Raw genomic sequence first — 17,969 nt, 5'->3', positions numbered from 1 at the left:
GAAGGGGAGAAAATAGTATGATAGTCGAAGAGATTATGAAATCTGACGTCTCAACTTTAACCTCTGTCAGCACGATAGCAGACGCCATTCAAATGATGAAAACAAAGCGGATTAGACATCTTCCAGTAATAGATACTGACCATCAGATCATCGGATTAGTGACAGATCGTGATATTAAGGATGCAACGCCGTCCATTTTTTATGCATCAGAACAGAGTGATGTGCTTCAAAAACCAGTAAAAGAAATTATGAGAACCAATATAATTACTGGACACCCTTTAGACTTTGTAGAAGAAATTTCAGCTGTTTTTTATGAACACCATATAAGCTGTGTCCCAATCGTAAAAGACCAAAAACTTGTTGGAATCGTAACTGAAACTGATCTGTTACATACGTTGGTTCAATTAACTGGAGCCCATCAACCTGGTTCTCAAATAGAAGTAAAAGTACCTAATCGAGCTGGAATGCTTTGTGAAGTTACTGCAGTAATTAGTAAGCGGAAAGCCAATTTACTTAGCGTGCTTGTCTATCCAGACAAAAAGGATGAAAACTATAAAATTCTAGTATTGAGAGTACAAACGATGAATCCGGTTACTCTCATTGACGAATTAAAAAAAGCAGGATATACGGTCCTATGGCCAAATCTGCCAGGGATTACGACATGATCCATGATTCTGTTTTTATCTTTTCTGAAGAACAACTAAAGTACAAATTTAACTCCAATCATCCTTTTAATCAGCTTCGCCTAAAAATTACTCTAGATTTATTAAAACAACTGAATGCCCTATCTGATCATCAAATGATTCAACCTAGAAAAGCTAGCGATGAAGAATTACAGCTTATTCATGATCCTAGTTATATTAATGCAGTAAAGCTTGCCGGTCTCGGCCAACTCTCTGCCGAAAAGGCAGAAAATTATGGCCTTGGAACAGATGATACTCCAATCTTTCCACATATGCATGATGCAAGCTCCTGGCTGGTTGGGGGAACATTGACCGCTGCTGACTATGTCATGACAGGGAAAGCCAAACATGCACTGAATCTTGGTGGTGGATTACATCACGGTTTTAAAGGAAAGGCTTCTGGCTTTTGTGTCTATAATGATAGTTCCGTAGCTATAAAGTATCTTCAAGAAAAATACCATGCAAGAGTTCTTTATGTGGACACAGATGCTCACCATGGTGATGGGGTACAATGGTCCTTTTATGATGATCCGGATGTTTGTACATTGTCCATTCATGAAACAGGGAGATATTTATTTCCTGGTACAGGGAATGTGAATGAAAGAGGGCAGGGTAAAGGCTATGGTTTTTCCTTCAACATACCTGTTGATGCCTTTACGGAAGATGAATCGTGGCTTGAGGCGTATACCACCTCCTTAACAGAAGTTGCTGCTTTTTTTAAACCAGATGTGATCGTAACCCAGAATGGAGCTGATTCTCACTATTTAGACCCTTTAACCCATTTATCAGCTACCATGAACATCTATCGTGAAATCCCTAAACTTGCCCATCGTATTGCCCATCAGTATTGTGAAGGTAGATGGATTGCTGTTGGTGGTGGGGGGTATGATATTTGGAGAGTTATTCCTAGAGCTTGGTCATTACTCTGGCTTGAAATGACCAATAACTTAGAGTTCTTGAATCATCCATTGCCTACAGAGTGGATTCAAGCATGGCAGTCAAAAGCCTCTGTCCCACTACCAAAACACTGGGATGACCCAAGCGATTTATATCCACCCATTCCTCGGAAAGCTGAAATTACTGAAAAAAATGCACAAACAGTCGAAAAAGCATTATATCCGATTCGTAACAATAAAAAGAGTATTGAAAAAGGCTGAAACTATTCAGCCTTTTTCTCATTTATCCGCTATTTCATTAGCATTGTATTTTGGATCAGAGATGACAATCTCGACCCTTCTATTTTTTTGCCAATTTTCCTCACTATTGTTTGGAACAATCGGCCTTGTCTCACCGTATCCAACAGCAATAAACCTCGTTGAGTCAAGCTGAAAGTTTTCAATTAAATATCTGATGACTGAACCAGCTCTAGCTGCAGAAAGCTCCCAATTGGATGGATACCGGTCAGTCGTAATTGGTCGATTATCTGTATGGCCTTCAACCTTTACAAGATTCGGCATCTCCCCAAGCATCGCTCCCACTTTGTCCAAAAAGGCATTTGATTCATTTAAAATCTCTGCTTCTCCTGACTGGAACAATGCTTGTTCTTGAAGAACTAACACCACACCTCGCTCTGTTCGATTGGCAACGATAACGTTGTTTAACCCATTATCATCCAAATAGGATTGGACCTCTTCCAAAAGATGATCTAAACTTTGAGCAGATTCATTATTCTCTTCTTGTTCCGACTCACCCTCTCCTTCGAGTGGTACAATAGAAGGATAAAAATCTAGGAATTGCTTATCTCTCATCGAGTCAGCCAGTGCTTGGAACTTAATAAGATCGATTTGCGACATAGAAAATAAAAGAATAAAAAAGACAAGTACAAGCGTTATTAAATCAGAAAAAGTTACCATCCAACGTGGTGCCCCTTTAGGCGGCTGCCGATGTTTTTTAGTAATTTTCATCATCTAAAGCCTCGCTATTTAACTCTTTTTCCTTGGCTTCACGTTCTTCTTCAGACAGAAAGGCACTTAGCTTCTCTTGAAGAAGATTCGGATTTTGCCCTGATTGGACACCAATAACCCCTTCAACAATAACCTGTTTAATAAAAGCTTCTTTTTCTGTCTTCAACTCTAGTTTTGCTGCTATAGGAATAAAGACAAGGTTCGCAAGCAAAGATCCATATAACGTTGTTAATAAAGCGATTGCCATATTAGGTCCTAGTGTTGATGGGTCATTTAAATTTTTGAGCATGAGAACAAGCCCTATTAATGTCCCAATCATCCCCCAAGCTGGAGCATAATCACCAGCCTTTTCGAGAATCGCCCTTCCCTTTCTATGCCGTTCTTCCATCGCTGAAATTTCAGCTAATAGAATATCTTGAATAACATCAGGATCCGTTCCATCAATAGCTAATAACATCCCTTTTCGTAAAAATCGATCTTCTACTTGATCAATCTCCATTTCAAGTGAAAGGAGACCCTCTCTTCTCGCTTTGCCCGATAAATGGACAAAGATATCAATCAAATCTTGAAGCTTCCTTTCGTCAGAAGAAAAAGACTGTCTCATAACTTTGATCATCTGCTTTATATCTTTTAAAGAAAAGCTGACAAGTAAGCCTGAAAGTAGTCCCCCTATAACAATAAGCAATGATGCAGGGTCAACAAATGATAATAGTCCGCTTATTCCCCCGTTGTATACAATTCCAAATAACAGCATAATTACACCTATCGATAATCCGATAGGTGTTAGAACATCAAGCTTTTTCATAGTTTCTCTCCCAACTATCATAAACGAATTTGTCCACTACCTTACATATCGACAAACTGTTTACTTTGTTGAGCTTCTAAGCTCAATTCGGTGCGGAAGTACTACTGTATGTTCTGAGACTTTTTCCTTATTCATAAATTTCGTTAACAAACGCATCGCAACTGCACCGATATCATACAGAGGCTGGATAACCGTTGTTAGTTGTGGTCTTACCATAAGAGAAATTCTTGTATTGTCTGAGCTGATCACTTCGAAGTCATCAGGAACACTATACCCTTTATCTTGTGCTCCATGTACAACTCCGACAGCCATTTCGTCAGAACCAACATAGATCGCTGTTGGTTTTTCAGGAAGTTCGATTAACTTATCGAATGCTTCAATACCTGAATCGTACGTATAATCTCCCTCAACAATAAGAGCTTCATCAACTGTAATTCCAGCTGCCTCTAATGCCTTTTTGTAACCTACCAACTTCTTCTCCTTGTTAATCGGTTCATGGAAAGGTCCAATTACCATAGCAATTCTTTTATGTCCTTTTTCAATAAAGGTATTTACAGCATCAAACGTAGCTTGCTCATAGTCAATATTTACAGAAGGTACTTGTTCAGAATCTTCCAAGGAGCCCGCAAGAACAATTGGAGCTGGAGATCTTTTAAATTCTGCCACATGTTCCTCAGATATATTTCCACCCATAAATACAATTCCATCTACTTGTTTTCCAAGCATGGTGTTTAATAAGTGTAACTCCTTGTCCTTATTTTGATCTGAGTTACTTAAGATGATGTTGTATTTGTACATGGTTGCAATATCTTCAATACCACGAGCAAGCTCTGCAAAAAATGGATTCGAGATATCTGGGATAATTACCCCAACCGTTGTTGTTTTTTTACTAGCCAATCCTCTTGCTACGGCATTTGGACGATACCCTAATCTTTCAATCACTTCTAAAACTTTCTTTCTTGTAGCTGGTTTTACATTTGGATTACCATTCACAACACGTGACACTGTAGCCATAGAAACATTTGCTTCACGTGCTACATCATAAATTGTTACGTTCACAATACCCACTCCTTCTATATACGTTCTAACTTTACGTTTATTTTACTGCAAGTCTGTCATTTTTAACCATTATATAAAAATCGAAACTTGTCTATTTATGTATCATTATCATACTTCACATAGTGAATTGTCGCAATGTAAAGGCTATCTATTTAACAAAAAAAACAATTTTACGTTGGAAAACGCAAAAAAAACCAACTATGATAAGCTCTCATAAGTCGGTTTTTGTGTTATTTCTTATACTCGCACTAAGTTAGAAGCTTGAATTTCTTTGTAGAAAGCATTAAATTGATCAATGTTCATTTGTTGAGCAGAATCCGACAATGCAACTGCTGGATCTGGATGAACTTCTGCCATTACTCCATCTGCACCTACAGCAAGAGCTGCTTTTGCCATCGGAAGAAGTAGATCTCTACGACCAGTTGAGTGTGTTACGTCAACAAGAACAGGTAGATGTGTTTCTTGCTTTAAGATTGGAACAGCTGAAATGTCTAATGTATTTCTTGTTGCTCTTTCATAGGTACGAATACCACGCTCACAAAGGATAATTTGACCATTACCTTGGGACATAATGTATTCAGCTGCATTAATGAATTCTTCAATAGTTGCAGCAAGTCCACGCTTCAATAGAACCGGCTTATTTACAGCACCTGCTGCTTTTAAAAGCTCAAAGTTCTGCATGTTACGCGCACCAATTTGGATGACATCAATATAGTCAACAGCTTTCTCTATGTCAGCTGGGCTTACGATTTCACTAATTACAGCTAGATCGTACTCGTCAGCTACTCTTTTTAAAATTTTTAATCCTTCTACACCAAGTCCTTGGAAATCATAAGGTGAAGTTCTAGGCTTGTATGCTCCACCACGCATGAATTTTAATCCTTTTTCTTTGATAGAAGCAGCAACAGCAGCAACCTGCTCATATGACTCAACTGCACATGGTCCGAAAATTAATTGTGGGATGCCATGGCCAACTTTTTCTCCCTTTACTTCAACAATTGTATCTTCAGCCTTCTTCTTACGAGACACAAGCAACGCTTTGCTGTGATCATCCTTTTGAAGCTCTAATCCAGCCTTAAAGATTTCTTTGAAGATATGTTCAACCGTAGAATTTTGGAAAGGTCCATCGTTGTTTTCCTTAATTATATCAAGCATGCTTCTTTCACGAACTGGATCGTAACGGAATACCCCTTGTGTTTCCTTTACACGTCCAATTTCTTGAACAAGTCTAGCTCTTTCATTAATTAACTTTAAAAGCTCAACATTTAACTCGTCAACACGGTCCCTAAGCTGATCTAACTCAACATTACTCATCATTTCTCGCCCCTTTGAATAGTAGATTTGAAAACAATGCTTTATTACATGCGAAATGAAAAGCCTAAGAAGGATTGTTCTTTATCCGCTTCATAAAGTGTGTTACATTTCTATATAAGTTAGAGTAATTATATATGAAATTTTTTCAAATGTCACGCAATTTTCTTTAATAATTAAACGCTTTTAAGTATTAAAGTAGATTCTTTATTATATGAACCTAAGCTAGAAGGGTGATTTTCTTTGTCAATGAATAATAAATTGTTTGCTTTAGATATAGGTACCCGCTCATGTGTTGGCATTATTCTAGAAGAAACGAATGGTCAATATCATGTGGTTGATATGTTATCAATAGAACACTCGGAGCGCGCTATGCTAGATGGCCAAATTCATGATGTTATGGCTGTATCAAAGCTAATTACCCAAATAAAAGAGAAACTTGAAATCATACATGGTCCTCTTCAAAAGGTATGCGTCGCAGCTGCGGGAAGGGCTTTACGAACGGAACGCTCAAAGGTATCACTCCCCATTAATGGCAAACCAATCATGCAAAAACAGGACATTCTTCATCTGGAGCTTTTAGCTGTTCAACACGCTCAAGCTGCAGTTGCAGAGAAATATAAGGAAGAGAAAAGTCATTATTATTATTGTGTCGGATATTCTGTCCTTTATTATCGATTAGATGGAGAAGAAATCGGTAGCCTGATTGACCAACAAGGAGACGAGGCATCTGTCGAAATTATTGCAACTTTTTTACCGAAAGTTGTGGTTGAATCTTTATTAGCTGCCTTAACACGCTCAGGGTTAGAGATGGAAGCTTTAACACTGGAGCCAATAGCAGCCATCAATGTTCTCATTCCCCCTTCCATGAGGCGGTTAAATGTAGCGTTGGTGGATATCGGTGCTGGAACGTCTGATATTGCCTTAACCGATATGGGAACAGTTATTGCTTATGGAATGGTTCCTATCGCAGGAGATGAAATTACAGAAGCAATCAGTGATCAATACTTACTTGATTTCCCTCTAGCCGAAATGGCAAAAAGACAATTAAACACCCAAGAGTCCATAACTGTCACTGATATTTTGGGATTTGAGATAGAGGTTTCGAAGTGGGAAGCAATCGAACAAATTTCTTATGCCATTGATCGCCTTGCACAATCAATTTGCGATGAGATACTACAGCTAAACAATCGCAAATCTCCAAAAGCAGTTATGCTGGTCGGCGGTGGAAGCTTAACACCTGAACTGGCAAAGAAAATTGCTGAGAAGCTTGAGCTTCCTCCAAATCGAGTCGCAATTAGAGGGATCGATGCCATTTCGTCCTTAACTATCTCTGAGAAGATCACAAAAGGACCAGAGCTTGTCACTCCCATTGGTATTGCTCTAGCTGCCAAACAATCACCGGTGCAATATATGACGGTTTACGTAAATGAACAACCCGTTAGACTGTTCGAGGTAAAAAAATTAACAGTTGGAGATTGTTTATTAGCTGCAGGAATTAAAATGAATAAACTCTACGGTCGACCTGGACTAGCCATGATCGTTACTTTAAATGGAAAGAACATTACCATTCCTGGTCAATATGGTCTTCCTCCGACATTAATGAAAAATGGAGAAAGTTGTGCCCTAGATGATTCAATTGAAAACGGGGATGTCCTGTATGTTGAAAAAGGACAAGATGGAGATCGTACCACACTATCCATTGGTCAGTTACTTGATGAAATCCCAACCAATGAAATAGAGATCAACGGAAAAACATACCAAATTGAACCAACATTTATATGCAATGGGGAAACGGTAGATAAAAATTATCTGCTTAATGATCGAGATGCCATCCTATTTCAATTTCCGAAGACACTTGAAGATCTGTTTCATTATCTGAATCTGACAAATCTTATAGGAGATCTTCGACCGTTTCATCTAACCCTGAATGGTAAGGATACATTTTACCCCTTATTATCAGGTAAGCTCTACCGTAATGGGATGGAATCAAGACTTCAAAGTAGCTTTGAGAATCATGATAAAATCACGGTACAAATGAGGGAAAATATTACTCTACAAGACCTCGCCGATGCAAATCAATATATACTTAATCAAACACTACCTGTTACATTCAATGATAAAGAAATACTCTTAAAAAAGAGTATTACCGTTGTGAACCGAGGAGATCAAAAATTATATGAGGATAGCACCATCTATGATGGTGACACCTTAAGCATCACCCATCAACGTTTACAGCCCTTTATCTTTCAAGACATTTTTAAAGAGGTGGATATTGACCTTCCAAAAGAAATGAATGGGTCATTCATACTTTTGAAGAATAACGAAGAAACAACGTTCTATGATAATCTTGAACCGTTCGACTCTTTACAGATCATTTTTCCAACTCAAAAAGGAAGCCAGGTTATCAAATGATACCTAGCTTCCTTTTTTATCATAATTGATTTTCTTGTGAAACGGTAGTTAACGCTTTGCTTGTAATCTTCCAATGAGAGGCATGCCAAGCTACGTCCCCTTTTACAAAAAGGATGGCTTGAGGTGACTCATGTTTAATGTGAAAGCGGTCTGCGATATAATTTGAAAGCTCTCTTGATGTTTGAACAATTAAGTAATAGCTTTTAACACTTGAGTTACTTGTAAATTCTTCGTATTCCTCATAAGCTGCTTGACTGATTGGACAAGTATTCGAATGCTTTAAAAGATAAAAATTCTCATTGTCAACAAGAGCATCAAATTGCTCCTTCGTTTGAATTTGTTCCATTTCTACCCCTCCTAAGGATACATATATGTTTATTTTACACAAATTGTAATAAAAAACGCAGTGTAGATATAATATCATTACACTGCGCTTTTGAACATTTATCTGCTTATTAATGATTTAACTGAGATTCCGTTTCATCAAAAGCTTTTTTTGTTTCCTCGAGCTTTCTTTGAAGCTCCTTATCATCACTTAACACAGGAGAAAAATCGTCTTCATACACGACGTCTGCTTCCGTGTCATTAACAGGTTTGATTGACTTCACTTTACTCATAATGTCATTGGATTGCTTGGAAACAGCTTGTCCAATGGAAGAGGACTTTACTTTAGCAACCTCTGCTAATTCAGTACTCTTTGTTTTTGCTACATCATAAAGCTGACTCGTCTTCCCTTTTAAATTTTCAGCTTGTGTGTTTAATTCCGTTCTCATTTCTTTTCCTGACTTTGGAGCGAGGAATAGTGCCGTTGCTGCTCCAACTAACCCACCGATGATAGCACCCATTAAAAATTCCTTCGACCCTGATGTTTCATTTACGTTTTGTCGATTTTCCTTTTCAGTTTCGTGATTCACCATATGATATTCCTCCTCTAATAATAACTTCTTTCTCTTCCCTTCTCGCTAGGACCTTTTTCAACAACTGTCTTTTCTTTTTTCCTATGAGTCCATCGATCCTTCATTTCCAGAAGGACATTGCCCCATTGGAGGACTTGACTAACCTTGTCTTTATTTTGCTCAACAGCAAGGTTCACAGAATTTGTGATCGTTTGAAGTGAAGAGTTAAACTTTTGAATCGTCACTCCTACATCTTTAACAGAATCAACGACACTTCCTAAGCTTTCTGATTTCTTTTGAATATCTTCCGCTAGGGCATTCGTTTTTTGCAACAAGTCCGTTGTTTCCCTTGTGACGCCGTCCATCTGACGTTCCAACCCATTTAATGTTTTTGAAATACTATCTAAGGTTACTTGAAGAGACTGTAACGCTTTCGATAGAAAAATAACTAAAATAAGAAAAGCAATTGCCGCAATCCCTGCACTAACATAAAGTATCCACTCCAAAATATCCTGCACCTCCATTGACGCTTACATTTCATTACTTACCCTACTAAGAATTCATTAAACGTCAATCGTAATAAATCAATACTAAAATTTTACCATAAATAAAACAAAATTGTTATAAATGCGCCAACTTTCGCCCTTTAGGTTACAATAATAAATGTGTTAAAAGTTTTTTAAAAGGAAGGGAAAAAAATGAAAGATTCACGCATTGAGCTTCTAGCAAAAAACCTTATTAATTACTCTGTAAAGCTACAGCCTGGTGAAAAGGTGCTAATTGAAAATTTTGGTTTGCAGCGAGAGCTAGTAACAGCATTAGTAAAGGAAGCGTATGCTGCGGGAGGACATCCTTTCGTACTTCTTAAAGATCAGCAAGTGGACCGAGCGTTGCTTCTAGGTGCGCAAGAAGACCAATTTAACTTGATGGCAGATTTTGAAGCGAACGTTATGAATCAAATGGATGCATACATAGGATTACGTTCCGGCGACAATATCAACGAGCATGCGGATGTTCCTGATGACAAAATGAAAATTCACGGATCAACGATCGGGAAGAAAGTACACCGTGATATCCGTGTTCCTAAAACCAAATGGGTCGTCCTACGTTATCCAAATTCATCAATGGCGCAACTGGCAAAAATGAGCACTGAGGGCTTTGAAGATTTTTATTTTAATGTTTGTAATTTAGATTATGGGAAAATGGATCAGGCAATGGATGCCTTAGTCGAATTAATGAACAAAACTGACAAAGTAAGAATCACTGGACCAGGAACTGACCTATCCTTCTCTATCAAAGATATACCTGCCATAAAGTGCTCGGGACAAATGAATATTCCTGATGGAGAGGTATATACTGCTCCAGTACGTGATTCAGTCAATGGAGTTATCACTTACAATACACCATCTCCATATCAAGGCTTTACATTTGAAAATGTAAAACTAACCTTCAAGGATGGAAAAATTGTTGAGGCAACTGCAAATGATACAGAGCGGATTAATAAAATATTCGATACAGATGAAGGGGCACGCTTTGTCGGAGAATTTGCCATTGGTGTGAATCCTTATATCTTACATCCGATGCAAGATATATTATTTGATGAAAAGATTGATGGAAGCTTCCATTTTACGCCTGGTCAATGTTATGATGACGCCTTTAATGGAAATCATTCGAACATACACTGGGATATGGTCAATATTCAACGCAGCGACTACGGTGGAGGAGAAATGTACTTTGACGATGTGCTAGTTAGAAAGGATGGCCGCTTCGTAATCAAAGAGCTCGAGGTATTAAATCCTGAGAATTTAAAATAACAAAAAGATGCAGCCACTAAAGCTGCATCTTTTTGTTATAATTGGCGTTCGTAAGCTTCTTGGAATTTTTGAATATCTCCTGCTCCCATGAACAGGATGACGCTGTTTTCGTGTTGCTTTAGAGTTTCTGTACTTTCTTCATTAATAATTTCAGCCGATTCGATCTTATTGCGTAAGTCCTCGATTGATAACTTACCATGGTTCTCTCTAGCCGAACCGAAAATATCACATAAATATACTTTATCTGCTAATTGAAGACTATTAGCAAATTCCTCTAAAAATGTTTGTGTTCTTGTAAATGTATGGGGCTGGAATACAGCAACAATTTCACGATCTGGATACTTTTGTCTTGCTGCATCAACCGTCGCCTTAATCTCCGTTGGATGATGTGCATAATCATCAATCAATACCTGAGAGCCGACGTACTTTTCTGTAAACCTTCTCTTAACACCAGTAAAGCTTAAGAGCTGTTCCTTGACCTTATCAGCTGACAGCTCCTCATAGTGACAAATGGCAATAACGGCAAGAGCATTTAATACATTGTGATCACCAAAGGTTGGTACCTGGAATGTATCATAAAAAGTGTTTCTAACAAATACATCAAAGGTCGTTCCTTCAGTAGTTTTTACAACATTTCTAGCCTGGAAGTCATTTTCTTCGCCAAAGCCATAAAAAACAACAGGTACTTTTGCTTGAATCTTTTGAAGCTGTTCATCATCGCCACAAGCAAAAATCCCTTTTTTTACCTGCCATGCCATCTCTTGAAATGCAGAAAATACATCATCAATATTGGCAAAATAGTCAGGGTGATCAAAATCAATATTCGTCATGATTGCATAATCTGGAAAATACGAAAGGAAATGCCTTCTATATTCACAAGCTTCAAACACAAAATACTCGGCATTTTCTTCTCCTTTACCAGTACCATCTCCTATTAAAAACGCAGTTGGTTTTGCACCTCTCATGACATGCGAAAGGAGCCCGGTTGTAGATGTCTTCCCGTGGGCACCAGTCACAGCAATACTAGTAAAATTTTGCATAAAATCACCTAAGAAACGGTGATATCGAATGACAGGTAAACCTAGTTTCATCGCTTCTTGAATTTCTTCATGTTCATCTTTATAGGCATTTCCAGCAATAACTGTTAATCCTGGTACAATATTTTCTTTTTGGAAAGGTAGGATCTTTATTCCTAAATGCTCAAGGGCCGTCTGTGTAAAGAAACGTTTCTCAACATCGGAACCCTGAACCTCAAAATTCATATCATGAAGAATTTGTGCTAGTGCACTCATTCCAGATCCTTTTATACCCACAAAATGGTAAATTGTCATATAAAGAACCTCCAACCATCTTCTAACTGTATCACAGTATATGACATTTTCTTTTATTTGCTCATTTTTGCATTACAACCCTCTTTGTTTGCAAATAGTGAACACGATTTTATCATATTGTGACATTATATCATTATTTAATTATAAAAACTATGCAACGTTTGGCCATAATACCTTTTCTTTGTATGTCTATTTTACTCCATAGTTTATGAAAAAAAGCCTAAAATAACCATACTTACATTTCTTGTATACTTTGAAGATCATCCTGATTAATTAATACATCACGCGGTTTACTGCCACGGTTTTCAGAAATATACCCGTTTTTCTCCATCATATCAATTAATCTAGCGGCTCGATTATAACCAATCTTGAATCTTCTTTGAAGGCTCGAGGTGGAAGCAGAGCCTTGATCAACTACAAATTCACATGCTTCAAAAAATAGTTCATCTTCTTCTTCAGTAACAGCAGCCCTCTTTAAGAGCTCCTCTTGATGAAACAAGTAGTTTGGACTTTGTTCTCTTCGAACATGAGCTACTACTTGGTCAATTTCTTCATCCGATACAAATGTACCTTGAAGACGTACAGGCTTTGAGGATCCATTTTCTAAAAATAGCATATCCCCACGACCTAGTAGACGTTCTGCTCCAGCAATATCAATAATCGTACGAGAATCGATTTGACTTGATACAGAGAAGGCGATTCTTGTAGGAACATTTGCTTTAATTAATCCGGTAATAACATCAACAGACGGTCGTTGTGTTGCAATAATTAAGTGAATCCCACATGCTCTAGCCTTTTGAGCGATACGACATATCGCTTCCTCGACATCTGCAGGGGCCATCATCATCAAGTCCGCTAATTCATCTATAATAATGACAATGAACGGTAGCTTATCGGCATGTTGATTATGCTGCTCACATTGTTCATTAAAACGATTAATCTCACGTACTCCTGTATGTGCAAATAATTCGTATCGTCTTTCCATTTCCTCAACAGCCCACTTAAGGGCAGCTGTTGCTGCTTTTACATCGGTAATCACAGGGCTTACAAGATGCGGTATTTGATTATAAGGCGCTAGCTCAACCATCTTCGGATCAATTAATAGAAGCTTTAATTCATCAGGCCTTGCTTTATAGAGAAGGCTGACTAAGATTGTATTTATACACACACTTTTCCCCGATCCAGTAGCTCCTGCAATTAATCCGTGCGGCATTTTACGCAAATCAGTTACAATTGGCTTCCCGGATATATCTAGTCCGAGTACAGCTGTTAATGGTGACTTCGATTGTAGAAATTCTGTGCTGTTAATAATTTCCGAGAGTAAAACCGGTCTACTTACTTCATTCGGGACCTCAATCCCGATCGTGTGTTTTCCTGGAATCGGTGCTTCAATCCGAATATCTTTTGCGGCAAGACTTAATTTTATATCATCTGCTAGATTAGTAATTTTGTTTACTTTTACACCCGGCTCCGGTTGCACCTCAAACCTTGTAACCGATGGACCTTGTGTAACATTTACCACACTTGCTCGAACATTAAAACTTTCTAACGTGTCGTTTAGAAGTCTTTCCCGCTCCTCAAGCCATTCTCCACTTGTATCATAAATAACGGGAGGTGACAGGAGATCGAGCTCCGGGAATACGTAGTACGGATTTTCCTCATCGATCACTTCAGCTATCTCATTGACGCTAGCAGGCTGCTCATTGTCTTCGGCTTCCTTTTCAGGTATAAATGGTTTCGGTGGTTCAATAGTGGCTTCACTCTTTATTTGATTTCTTTTTTCCTCTAATCTACGACGATCTTCTTTCAACATTAATACATTAAAAGGCAATTGCTTGCGTTTAGGCGCAGGTTCGACAGGAGGTTCGACAGGAGGTTCTTCATGACCACCTAATTCCTCCTGTTCGGTATTCTGTTGCGTGCTTTCTTCGATTGTTTGCACCTCTACCTGTTCAAGTTCCTCTTCAGCTACATTCAGTTCTTCTGTCTGTATACTCTGTTCAACTACATTCAGTTCTTCTGTCTGTATACTCTGTTCAACTACATTCAGTTCTTCTGTCTGTATACTCTGTTCAACTACGATCAGTTCTTCTATCTGAACACTTGGTTCCACTAGGGTCAGTTCTTCTATTTGTACACTCTGTTCAGCTTGTAGTTTTTCCTCTTCCTGGGCGAAACTCTCTGTTGCTACGGCAACCTCCAATTCCCCGGTAGGCTCTAATGGGACATTGTGCTCTATAACTTCCTCTTCAACTGGATCTATTTGTTCTTCATGAGCATATTCTGGTTCTGCTTCTGTTTCTGCAGGAAGCGATTCCTCTGTAACATCCATGCTAATCAATTCAATTGGATCTGTATTTATGACCGTTTCTTCTACTTGAACAACTTCTTCAATGGCCTGTTTCTCTATTCTTTCTACCTTATCAGGTGTTTCAGAAGAACGCTCTATGTACTCTTTCTTCAAAAAGGAGTTTAACTCGTATTCTACCGGCTTCTCCTCCTGCGGTTTTACCCTTTTCTCAAACCCATAGACCGGAGAAGGAATTTCTGTTGGTCGAAACGGTCTTCTTGATACATCTCTATTTTTTGTTTCACTTTTCGTAGGTGGACTTTCTTTGCTTTTTGTAAGAGAGTTGACTCTAGGTTTCGAACGAACCGTTTCACTTTTGATTACTGGTTCTGTTCGCTGACGGGAAGAAGTCCTTTCTTCTCTACTTTTTCTAGATGTTTTCTGCATTTCTCTTTCATCCGGTATTAACGGGAACTTAAATTTACCCTTCGGATACTGGTAAACGATTCGAGCATCCATATCCTTTTGTTCTTTTCTTGTTTCTTTAAATGGTTCTACCTTTTGTTCATATATTTCTTCCACTTCATCGTCACTTATTTTACTAAACAATTTCTTAAACCAATTCAAACCTTATCACTCTTTCTTCTATCTCATCATGTCTTCTTATTTTATCATTGAATACAATAATATCGACAAGAAATAAAAGATTGCTAGTAATAATATAATTTTGAATCTTTTGACCTAACTAAATTTGAGTTTGTTGGTTTTCACTCCACGACAGCAAAAGAAGCAAAAAGGACCAATATTGGCCCTTTAGTTTGGTTTTTTGCTTCTGTTTTTTCCTAAGATAAAGATCGGTTCTAATTCACCATTTTCATATAAAAAGGATAATGCCGTTATGGGCACTCGACCGCTGGCGAAGAAGCTCATGGTCATTTGTGCGAGAATATCATAACCAGTCTCATTTTGAATATCTGCCAGAATTAATACATCCTGATGTGGTACCGCTACCGCCATATCACCCGTAATTTTCGAACTCATTTCCTTCAAAAACGAATCGTTTAAGACACGGCTTGCATCATACCCGTCATTTGTATTAAGAAAATAAAAGATATTTCCTGCCACTTCATCACGTTTCATGGTAGTTTTAAGGCTTCTTACATTGAAAAGAGCTACTTCGCGGATATAGTCTCTCGTCCAATTTTCCTTTGCCATTAATGCTCCATCAATAATTCGGTATGCATTTCCCAAATCTAGCGCATAATAAACCCTGGTTTCGGCCGTATGATCATCATATACTAAAGGAATTTCTTCACGCGATACAACAGGGGTAGACGTTGAGCGTATGACAGGGAAAATTCGAGTCTTTTCACCTTCTTGAGTCGTTTTCTCATCCATTGCCTTAAGGCCTTCTTCAACATAGTATACGACTTCATCGATGGCCTTTTCTTTGTCTACTTCCCATTTTGCTATAATTCTAGGCAACTCAACCGTAATTCCTCTTCCACTTTCCTTGCTCTCTATACGTAATTGATCGTTTTTTCGATCATATGTGATCGTACGGTTATCACTTTGAAGGCGTTTTTCAAGTTCCGTCTTCATTTTTTTACTATCCATCTTCATAAATACTTGCCTCCTTATTGGAGAATTTTGCTTTTATCTACATGAAATAGCCCCAATCTTGGGAGGATTGGGAGCTATTTCATTATTATAGACCTTCGATAAATTGCTCAATTTGCTCTTGTGTTTTCCGGTCTTTGCTGACAAAACGGCCTAGCTCATTTCCATCTGCAAACGCGATAAAGCTAGGGATTCCAAACACATCTAAGCTAATACACAGGTCAATAAACTGATCACGATCTACATGAACAAAATTGTATTCACTATATTTCTCTTCTATTTCTGGCAAGACCGGCTCAATCACTCGGCAGTCTGGACACCAATTTGCTGAAAACATAAATATATGTTTCCCGTTGTTTTTCATCGTTTCAAACTGTTCTACACTCTCAAGCATTTTCATATAATTACCTCCCATAACAGTTTATACATTACGTAAATAGTTATACAGACTACCATATTCTAAAACATTGTAGCCCCTCTGAAAAGAAATTAGACTTACAAGAAAAGCGCAAGCGCCTTGGTAAGCTCCGACAGGCATAAGACGGAGACCGAAAGAGGTCCTGACCTCTGTAGGGCTTTGGCTTATGACCAAGGAATAATGGCATTAGATTATTCCACCGAGGAGCTAGACACTGTTCCAAGTTCTAAAACATATACATTATTTTCTAACAAAAAAAAACGAAGGAATTCATCCTTCGCTTTCTTTTAACTTTATGGAGTTAACAATGTCAATCATCATGTCTGCTTCGCTACTAAGGGACCTTGTTTTTGTTTCTGTGGTAATCTTCATACCACCGACCCCTATAGTTAGCTCATTCAGGTTATCTTCGAGCTTTTTTACTAATAAAAAGCCAAATTTTCCATCCGTTTTGATTACTTTATCGGTATCGTATTTGTCTTGATCTACTGTTGCTTGGTAAACGACTTCACTATCTTGACCTTCTATTGGATTGTAAAACAATATATATGTTTTTGAACCATTCTTTAAAATAATATTATTGGGAGATTCTTCTTCCACTTCAAAACCAAAAGGTAAATAATATTCAATTTCCTCAGTTTTATTATTTGGTTTTTTAGCCTCTTCCTTAAATGCGTTCTCCACAACATCAACTGTTTCTGTTTCCTCTTCGTCAAAGGATGCAGAACATCCGTTAAGGTAAAATAGAGCAGCTATACAGAGGAGAGATGCCTGTATATACTTTCTCATACTTTCTTCCTCCCTACATAGGAACTATTGTCTTCCTTTCTATCATACCCGTCTCCCTATCCAATGACAAGCCTTCCAATTGTTACAATTGTGTTTCTAAACCATTTATGTTCCTGTATTCTAATTGACCAACGAGTAAAGTGCTAACGTGAAGAAACATTTCCTGCCTCGGGATGAGTCCATTTGTAAAGATTCCTATTGCCCCTTCTTTGCTTCGAATATTTGTTTTATTCATGATATCATCCATGATCGGACCCAATTCTTCCCCTACTAAAAGCCTATGCTCAATTTCTTTTGGTAATAAGATTCTAGCTCCGCCGCTGATAATGGGGGTTTTTCCATGTTGAACTAATGCACCCCAATTACATAACATCATTCCAAATTTCGTTTGCTGTACTCCACCTTCAAGACCTATCCCTATTTCTGCATCACTGATTTCAAGTGTTACTTGCGCTCGATTGATGGCTCCTTGAATCGTCTCTTCATCTGAAAAGGGTTGTTCACTTACTCCAGATGGGACATCAATTCCGTTAACCGTTGCATCATAGCTCTTAAAAGCCTCTTCAACAGCTTTTACTTTCGTTTGGTTTTTTGAGCCTACTGCCACATGCATATAACTACACCTCAACTTCAA

17 protein-coding genes are annotated in these 17,969 nt (G+C 38.1%); 4 read left to right on the top strand and 13 right to left on the bottom strand.

The genetic code is table 11. The annotated features are described in order from the left end of the window. Positions 1 to 17 precede the first annotated feature (17 nt). Together ACRX5O_RS00490 and ACRX5O_RS00485 are read left to right on the top strand one after the other, a co-directional pair. Entirely contained in the window at positions 18 to 665 is a 648-nt protein-coding gene (locus ACRX5O_RS00490) for an acetoin utilization AcuB family protein (protein ID WP_433904163.1), read from the top strand. After that, the gene (locus tag ACRX5O_RS00485; protein ID WP_433904735.1) at positions 662 to 1,840 is read left to right on the top strand and encodes an acetoin utilization protein AcuC; all 1,179 of its coding nucleotides are present in this window, start codon (positions 662 to 664) and stop codon (positions 1,838 to 1,840) included. The genes ACRX5O_RS00490 and ACRX5O_RS00485 overlap by 4 nt, the downstream gene beginning before the upstream one ends. An 18-nt stretch (positions 1,841 to 1,858) precedes the next feature. On the opposite strand, the gene motS is transcribed toward ACRX5O_RS00485, so the two are convergent. From motS to ACRX5O_RS00465, 4 genes are all read right to left on the bottom strand, one after another. Beyond that, the gene (gene motS, locus ACRX5O_RS00480; protein ID WP_433904734.1) at positions 1,859 to 2,587 is read right to left on the bottom strand and encodes a flagellar motor protein MotS; all 729 of its coding nucleotides are present in this window, start codon (positions 2,585 to 2,587) and stop codon (positions 1,859 to 1,861) included. Next, entirely contained in the window at positions 2,574 to 3,392 is an 819-nt protein-coding gene (gene motP / locus ACRX5O_RS00475; RefSeq protein WP_433904162.1) for a flagellar motor protein MotP, read from the bottom strand. The genes motS and motP overlap by 14 nt, the downstream gene beginning before the upstream one ends. Positions 3,393 to 3,452: 60 nt before the next feature. Then, on the bottom strand, positions 3,453 to 4,451 hold the full coding sequence (ccpA, locus tag ACRX5O_RS00470; RefSeq protein ID WP_433904161.1) for a catabolite control protein A: 999 nt from the start codon (positions 4,449 to 4,451) through the stop codon (positions 3,453 to 3,455). Positions 4,452 to 4,688: 237 nt separating this feature from the next. Continuing rightward, positions 4,689 to 5,765 carry a bifunctional 3-deoxy-7-phosphoheptulonate synthase/chorismate mutase gene (locus ACRX5O_RS00465; protein WP_119709503.1) on the bottom strand — a complete coding sequence of 359 codons (1,077 nt, stop codon included), beginning with the start codon at positions 5,763 to 5,765 and terminating at the stop codon, positions 4,689 to 4,691. A 246-nt stretch (positions 5,766 to 6,011) separates the two neighbouring features. Between ACRX5O_RS00465 and pilM the strand changes: the two genes are divergently transcribed. Beyond that, positions 6,012 to 8,177 (top strand): pilus assembly protein PilM, encoded by a 2,166-nt coding sequence (pilM, locus tag ACRX5O_RS00460; protein ID WP_433904160.1) that lies wholly within the window; start codon positions 6,012 to 6,014, stop codon positions 8,175 to 8,177. Between the two features lie 19 nt (positions 8,178 to 8,196). Here the strand turns inward: pilM and ytxJ are convergent, their stop codons facing one another. From ytxJ to ACRX5O_RS00445, 3 genes are all read right to left on the bottom strand, one after another. After that, the gene (ytxJ, locus tag ACRX5O_RS00455) at positions 8,197 to 8,523 is read right to left on the bottom strand and encodes a bacillithiol system redox-active protein YtxJ (RefSeq protein WP_433904159.1); all 327 of its coding nucleotides are present in this window, start codon (positions 8,521 to 8,523) and stop codon (positions 8,197 to 8,199) included. A 109-nt stretch (positions 8,524 to 8,632) separates the two neighbouring features. Continuing rightward, positions 8,633 to 9,094 (bottom strand): YtxH domain-containing protein, encoded by a 462-nt coding sequence (locus ACRX5O_RS00450; protein WP_433904158.1) that lies wholly within the window; start codon positions 9,092 to 9,094, stop codon positions 8,633 to 8,635. Between the two features lie 14 nt (positions 9,095 to 9,108). After that, a complete protein-coding gene (locus ACRX5O_RS00445; RefSeq protein ID WP_433904157.1) occupies positions 9,109 to 9,579 on the bottom strand; it encodes a DUF948 domain-containing protein in 471 nt (156 codons plus the stop codon). Between the two features lie 192 nt (positions 9,580 to 9,771). Between ACRX5O_RS00445 and ACRX5O_RS00440 the strand changes: the two genes are divergently transcribed. Beyond that, a complete protein-coding gene (locus tag ACRX5O_RS00440) occupies positions 9,772 to 10,887 on the top strand; it encodes an aminopeptidase (protein WP_433904156.1) in 1,116 nt (371 codons plus the stop codon). A gap of 35 nt (positions 10,888 to 10,922) precedes the next feature. Here ACRX5O_RS00440 and murC read toward each other — a convergent pair whose 3' ends face one another. The 6 genes from murC to ACRX5O_RS00410 all read right to left on the bottom strand — a co-directional run bounded on the left by murC (position 10,923) and on the right by ACRX5O_RS00410 (position 17,948). Beyond that, positions 10,923 to 12,218 carry a UDP-N-acetylmuramate--L-alanine ligase gene (gene murC, locus ACRX5O_RS00435; RefSeq protein ID WP_433904155.1) on the bottom strand — a complete coding sequence of 432 codons (1,296 nt, stop codon included), beginning with the start codon at positions 12,216 to 12,218 and terminating at the stop codon, positions 10,923 to 10,925. A gap of 235 nt (positions 12,219 to 12,453) precedes the next feature. Beyond that, a complete protein-coding gene (locus ACRX5O_RS00430; RefSeq protein ID WP_433904154.1) occupies positions 12,454 to 15,135 on the bottom strand; it encodes a DNA translocase FtsK in 2,682 nt (893 codons plus the stop codon). A 186-nt stretch (positions 15,136 to 15,321) separates the two neighbouring features. Then, positions 15,322 to 16,125: a DUF1444 domain-containing protein gene (locus ACRX5O_RS00425; protein ID WP_433904733.1), complete on the bottom strand. Its 804-nt coding sequence runs from the start codon at positions 16,123 to 16,125 to the stop codon at positions 15,322 to 15,324. A 91-nt stretch (positions 16,126 to 16,216) separates the two neighbouring features. Next, positions 16,217 to 16,528, bottom strand: a complete 312-nt coding sequence (locus tag ACRX5O_RS00420) for a thioredoxin family protein (RefSeq protein ID WP_433904153.1) — start codon at positions 16,526 to 16,528, stop codon at positions 16,217 to 16,219. A gap of 288 nt (positions 16,529 to 16,816) precedes the next feature. Continuing rightward, a complete protein-coding gene (locus ACRX5O_RS00415; RefSeq protein ID WP_433904152.1) occupies positions 16,817 to 17,335 on the bottom strand; it encodes a hypothetical protein in 519 nt (172 codons plus the stop codon). Between the two features lie 82 nt (positions 17,336 to 17,417). Next, positions 17,418 to 17,948, bottom strand: a complete 531-nt coding sequence (locus tag ACRX5O_RS00410) for a DUF84 family protein (RefSeq protein WP_433904151.1) — start codon at positions 17,946 to 17,948, stop codon at positions 17,418 to 17,420. Between the last annotated feature and the right edge of the window lie 21 nt (positions 17,949 to 17,969).

The sequence above is a fragment of the Robertmurraya mesotrionivorans genome (genome assembly GCF_050971805.1).
Lineage (GTDB): Bacteria > Bacillota > Bacilli > Bacillales > Cytobacillaceae > Robertmurraya_A.
This window is presented reverse-complemented; position numbering and strand designations above follow the sequence as displayed.

Bases quoted from the DNA above. Each gene is read 5' to 3' on its own strand.
- ACRX5O_RS00410 (WP_433904151.1), bottom strand. From the start codon at position 17,948: ATGCATGTGGCAGTAGGCTCAAAAAACCAAACGAAAGTAAAAGCTGTT.
- ACRX5O_RS00415 (WP_433904152.1), bottom strand. From the start codon at position 17,335: ATGAGAAAGTATATACAGGCATCTCTCCTCTGTATAGCTGCTCTATTT.
- pilM (WP_433904160.1), top strand. From the start codon at position 6,012: ATGAATAATAAATTGTTTGCTTTAGATATAGGTACCCGCTCATGTGTT.
- murC (WP_433904155.1), bottom strand. From the start codon at position 12,218: ATGACAATTTACCATTTTGTGGGTATAAAAGGATCTGGAATGAGTGCA.
- ACRX5O_RS00440 (WP_433904156.1), top strand. From the start codon at position 9,772: ATGAAAGATTCACGCATTGAGCTTCTAGCAAAAAACCTTATTAATTAC.
- ACRX5O_RS00465 (WP_119709503.1), bottom strand. From the start codon at position 5,765: ATGAGTAATGTTGAGTTAGATCAGCTTAGGGACCGTGTTGACGAGTTA.
- motS (WP_433904734.1), bottom strand. From the start codon at position 2,587: ATGAAAATTACTAAAAAACATCGGCAGCCGCCTAAAGGGGCACCACGT.
- ACRX5O_RS00450 (WP_433904158.1), bottom strand. From the start codon at position 9,094: ATGGTGAATCACGAAACTGAAAAGGAAAATCGACAAAACGTAAATGAA.
- ACRX5O_RS00490 (WP_433904163.1), top strand. From the start codon at position 18: ATGATAGTCGAAGAGATTATGAAATCTGACGTCTCAACTTTAACCTCT.
- ACRX5O_RS00485 (WP_433904735.1), top strand. From the start codon at position 662: ATGATCCATGATTCTGTTTTTATCTTTTCTGAAGAACAACTAAAGTAC.
- ACRX5O_RS00420 (WP_433904153.1), bottom strand. From the start codon at position 16,528: ATGAAAATGCTTGAGAGTGTAGAACAGTTTGAAACGATGAAAAACAAC.
- ACRX5O_RS00425 (WP_433904733.1), bottom strand. From the start codon at position 16,125: ATGGATAGTAAAAAAATGAAGACGGAACTTGAAAAACGCCTTCAAAGT.
- ytxJ (WP_433904159.1), bottom strand. From the start codon at position 8,523: ATGGAACAAATTCAAACGAAGGAGCAATTTGATGCTCTTGTTGACAAT.
- motP (WP_433904162.1), bottom strand. From the start codon at position 3,392: ATGAAAAAGCTTGATGTTCTAACACCTATCGGATTATCGATAGGTGTA.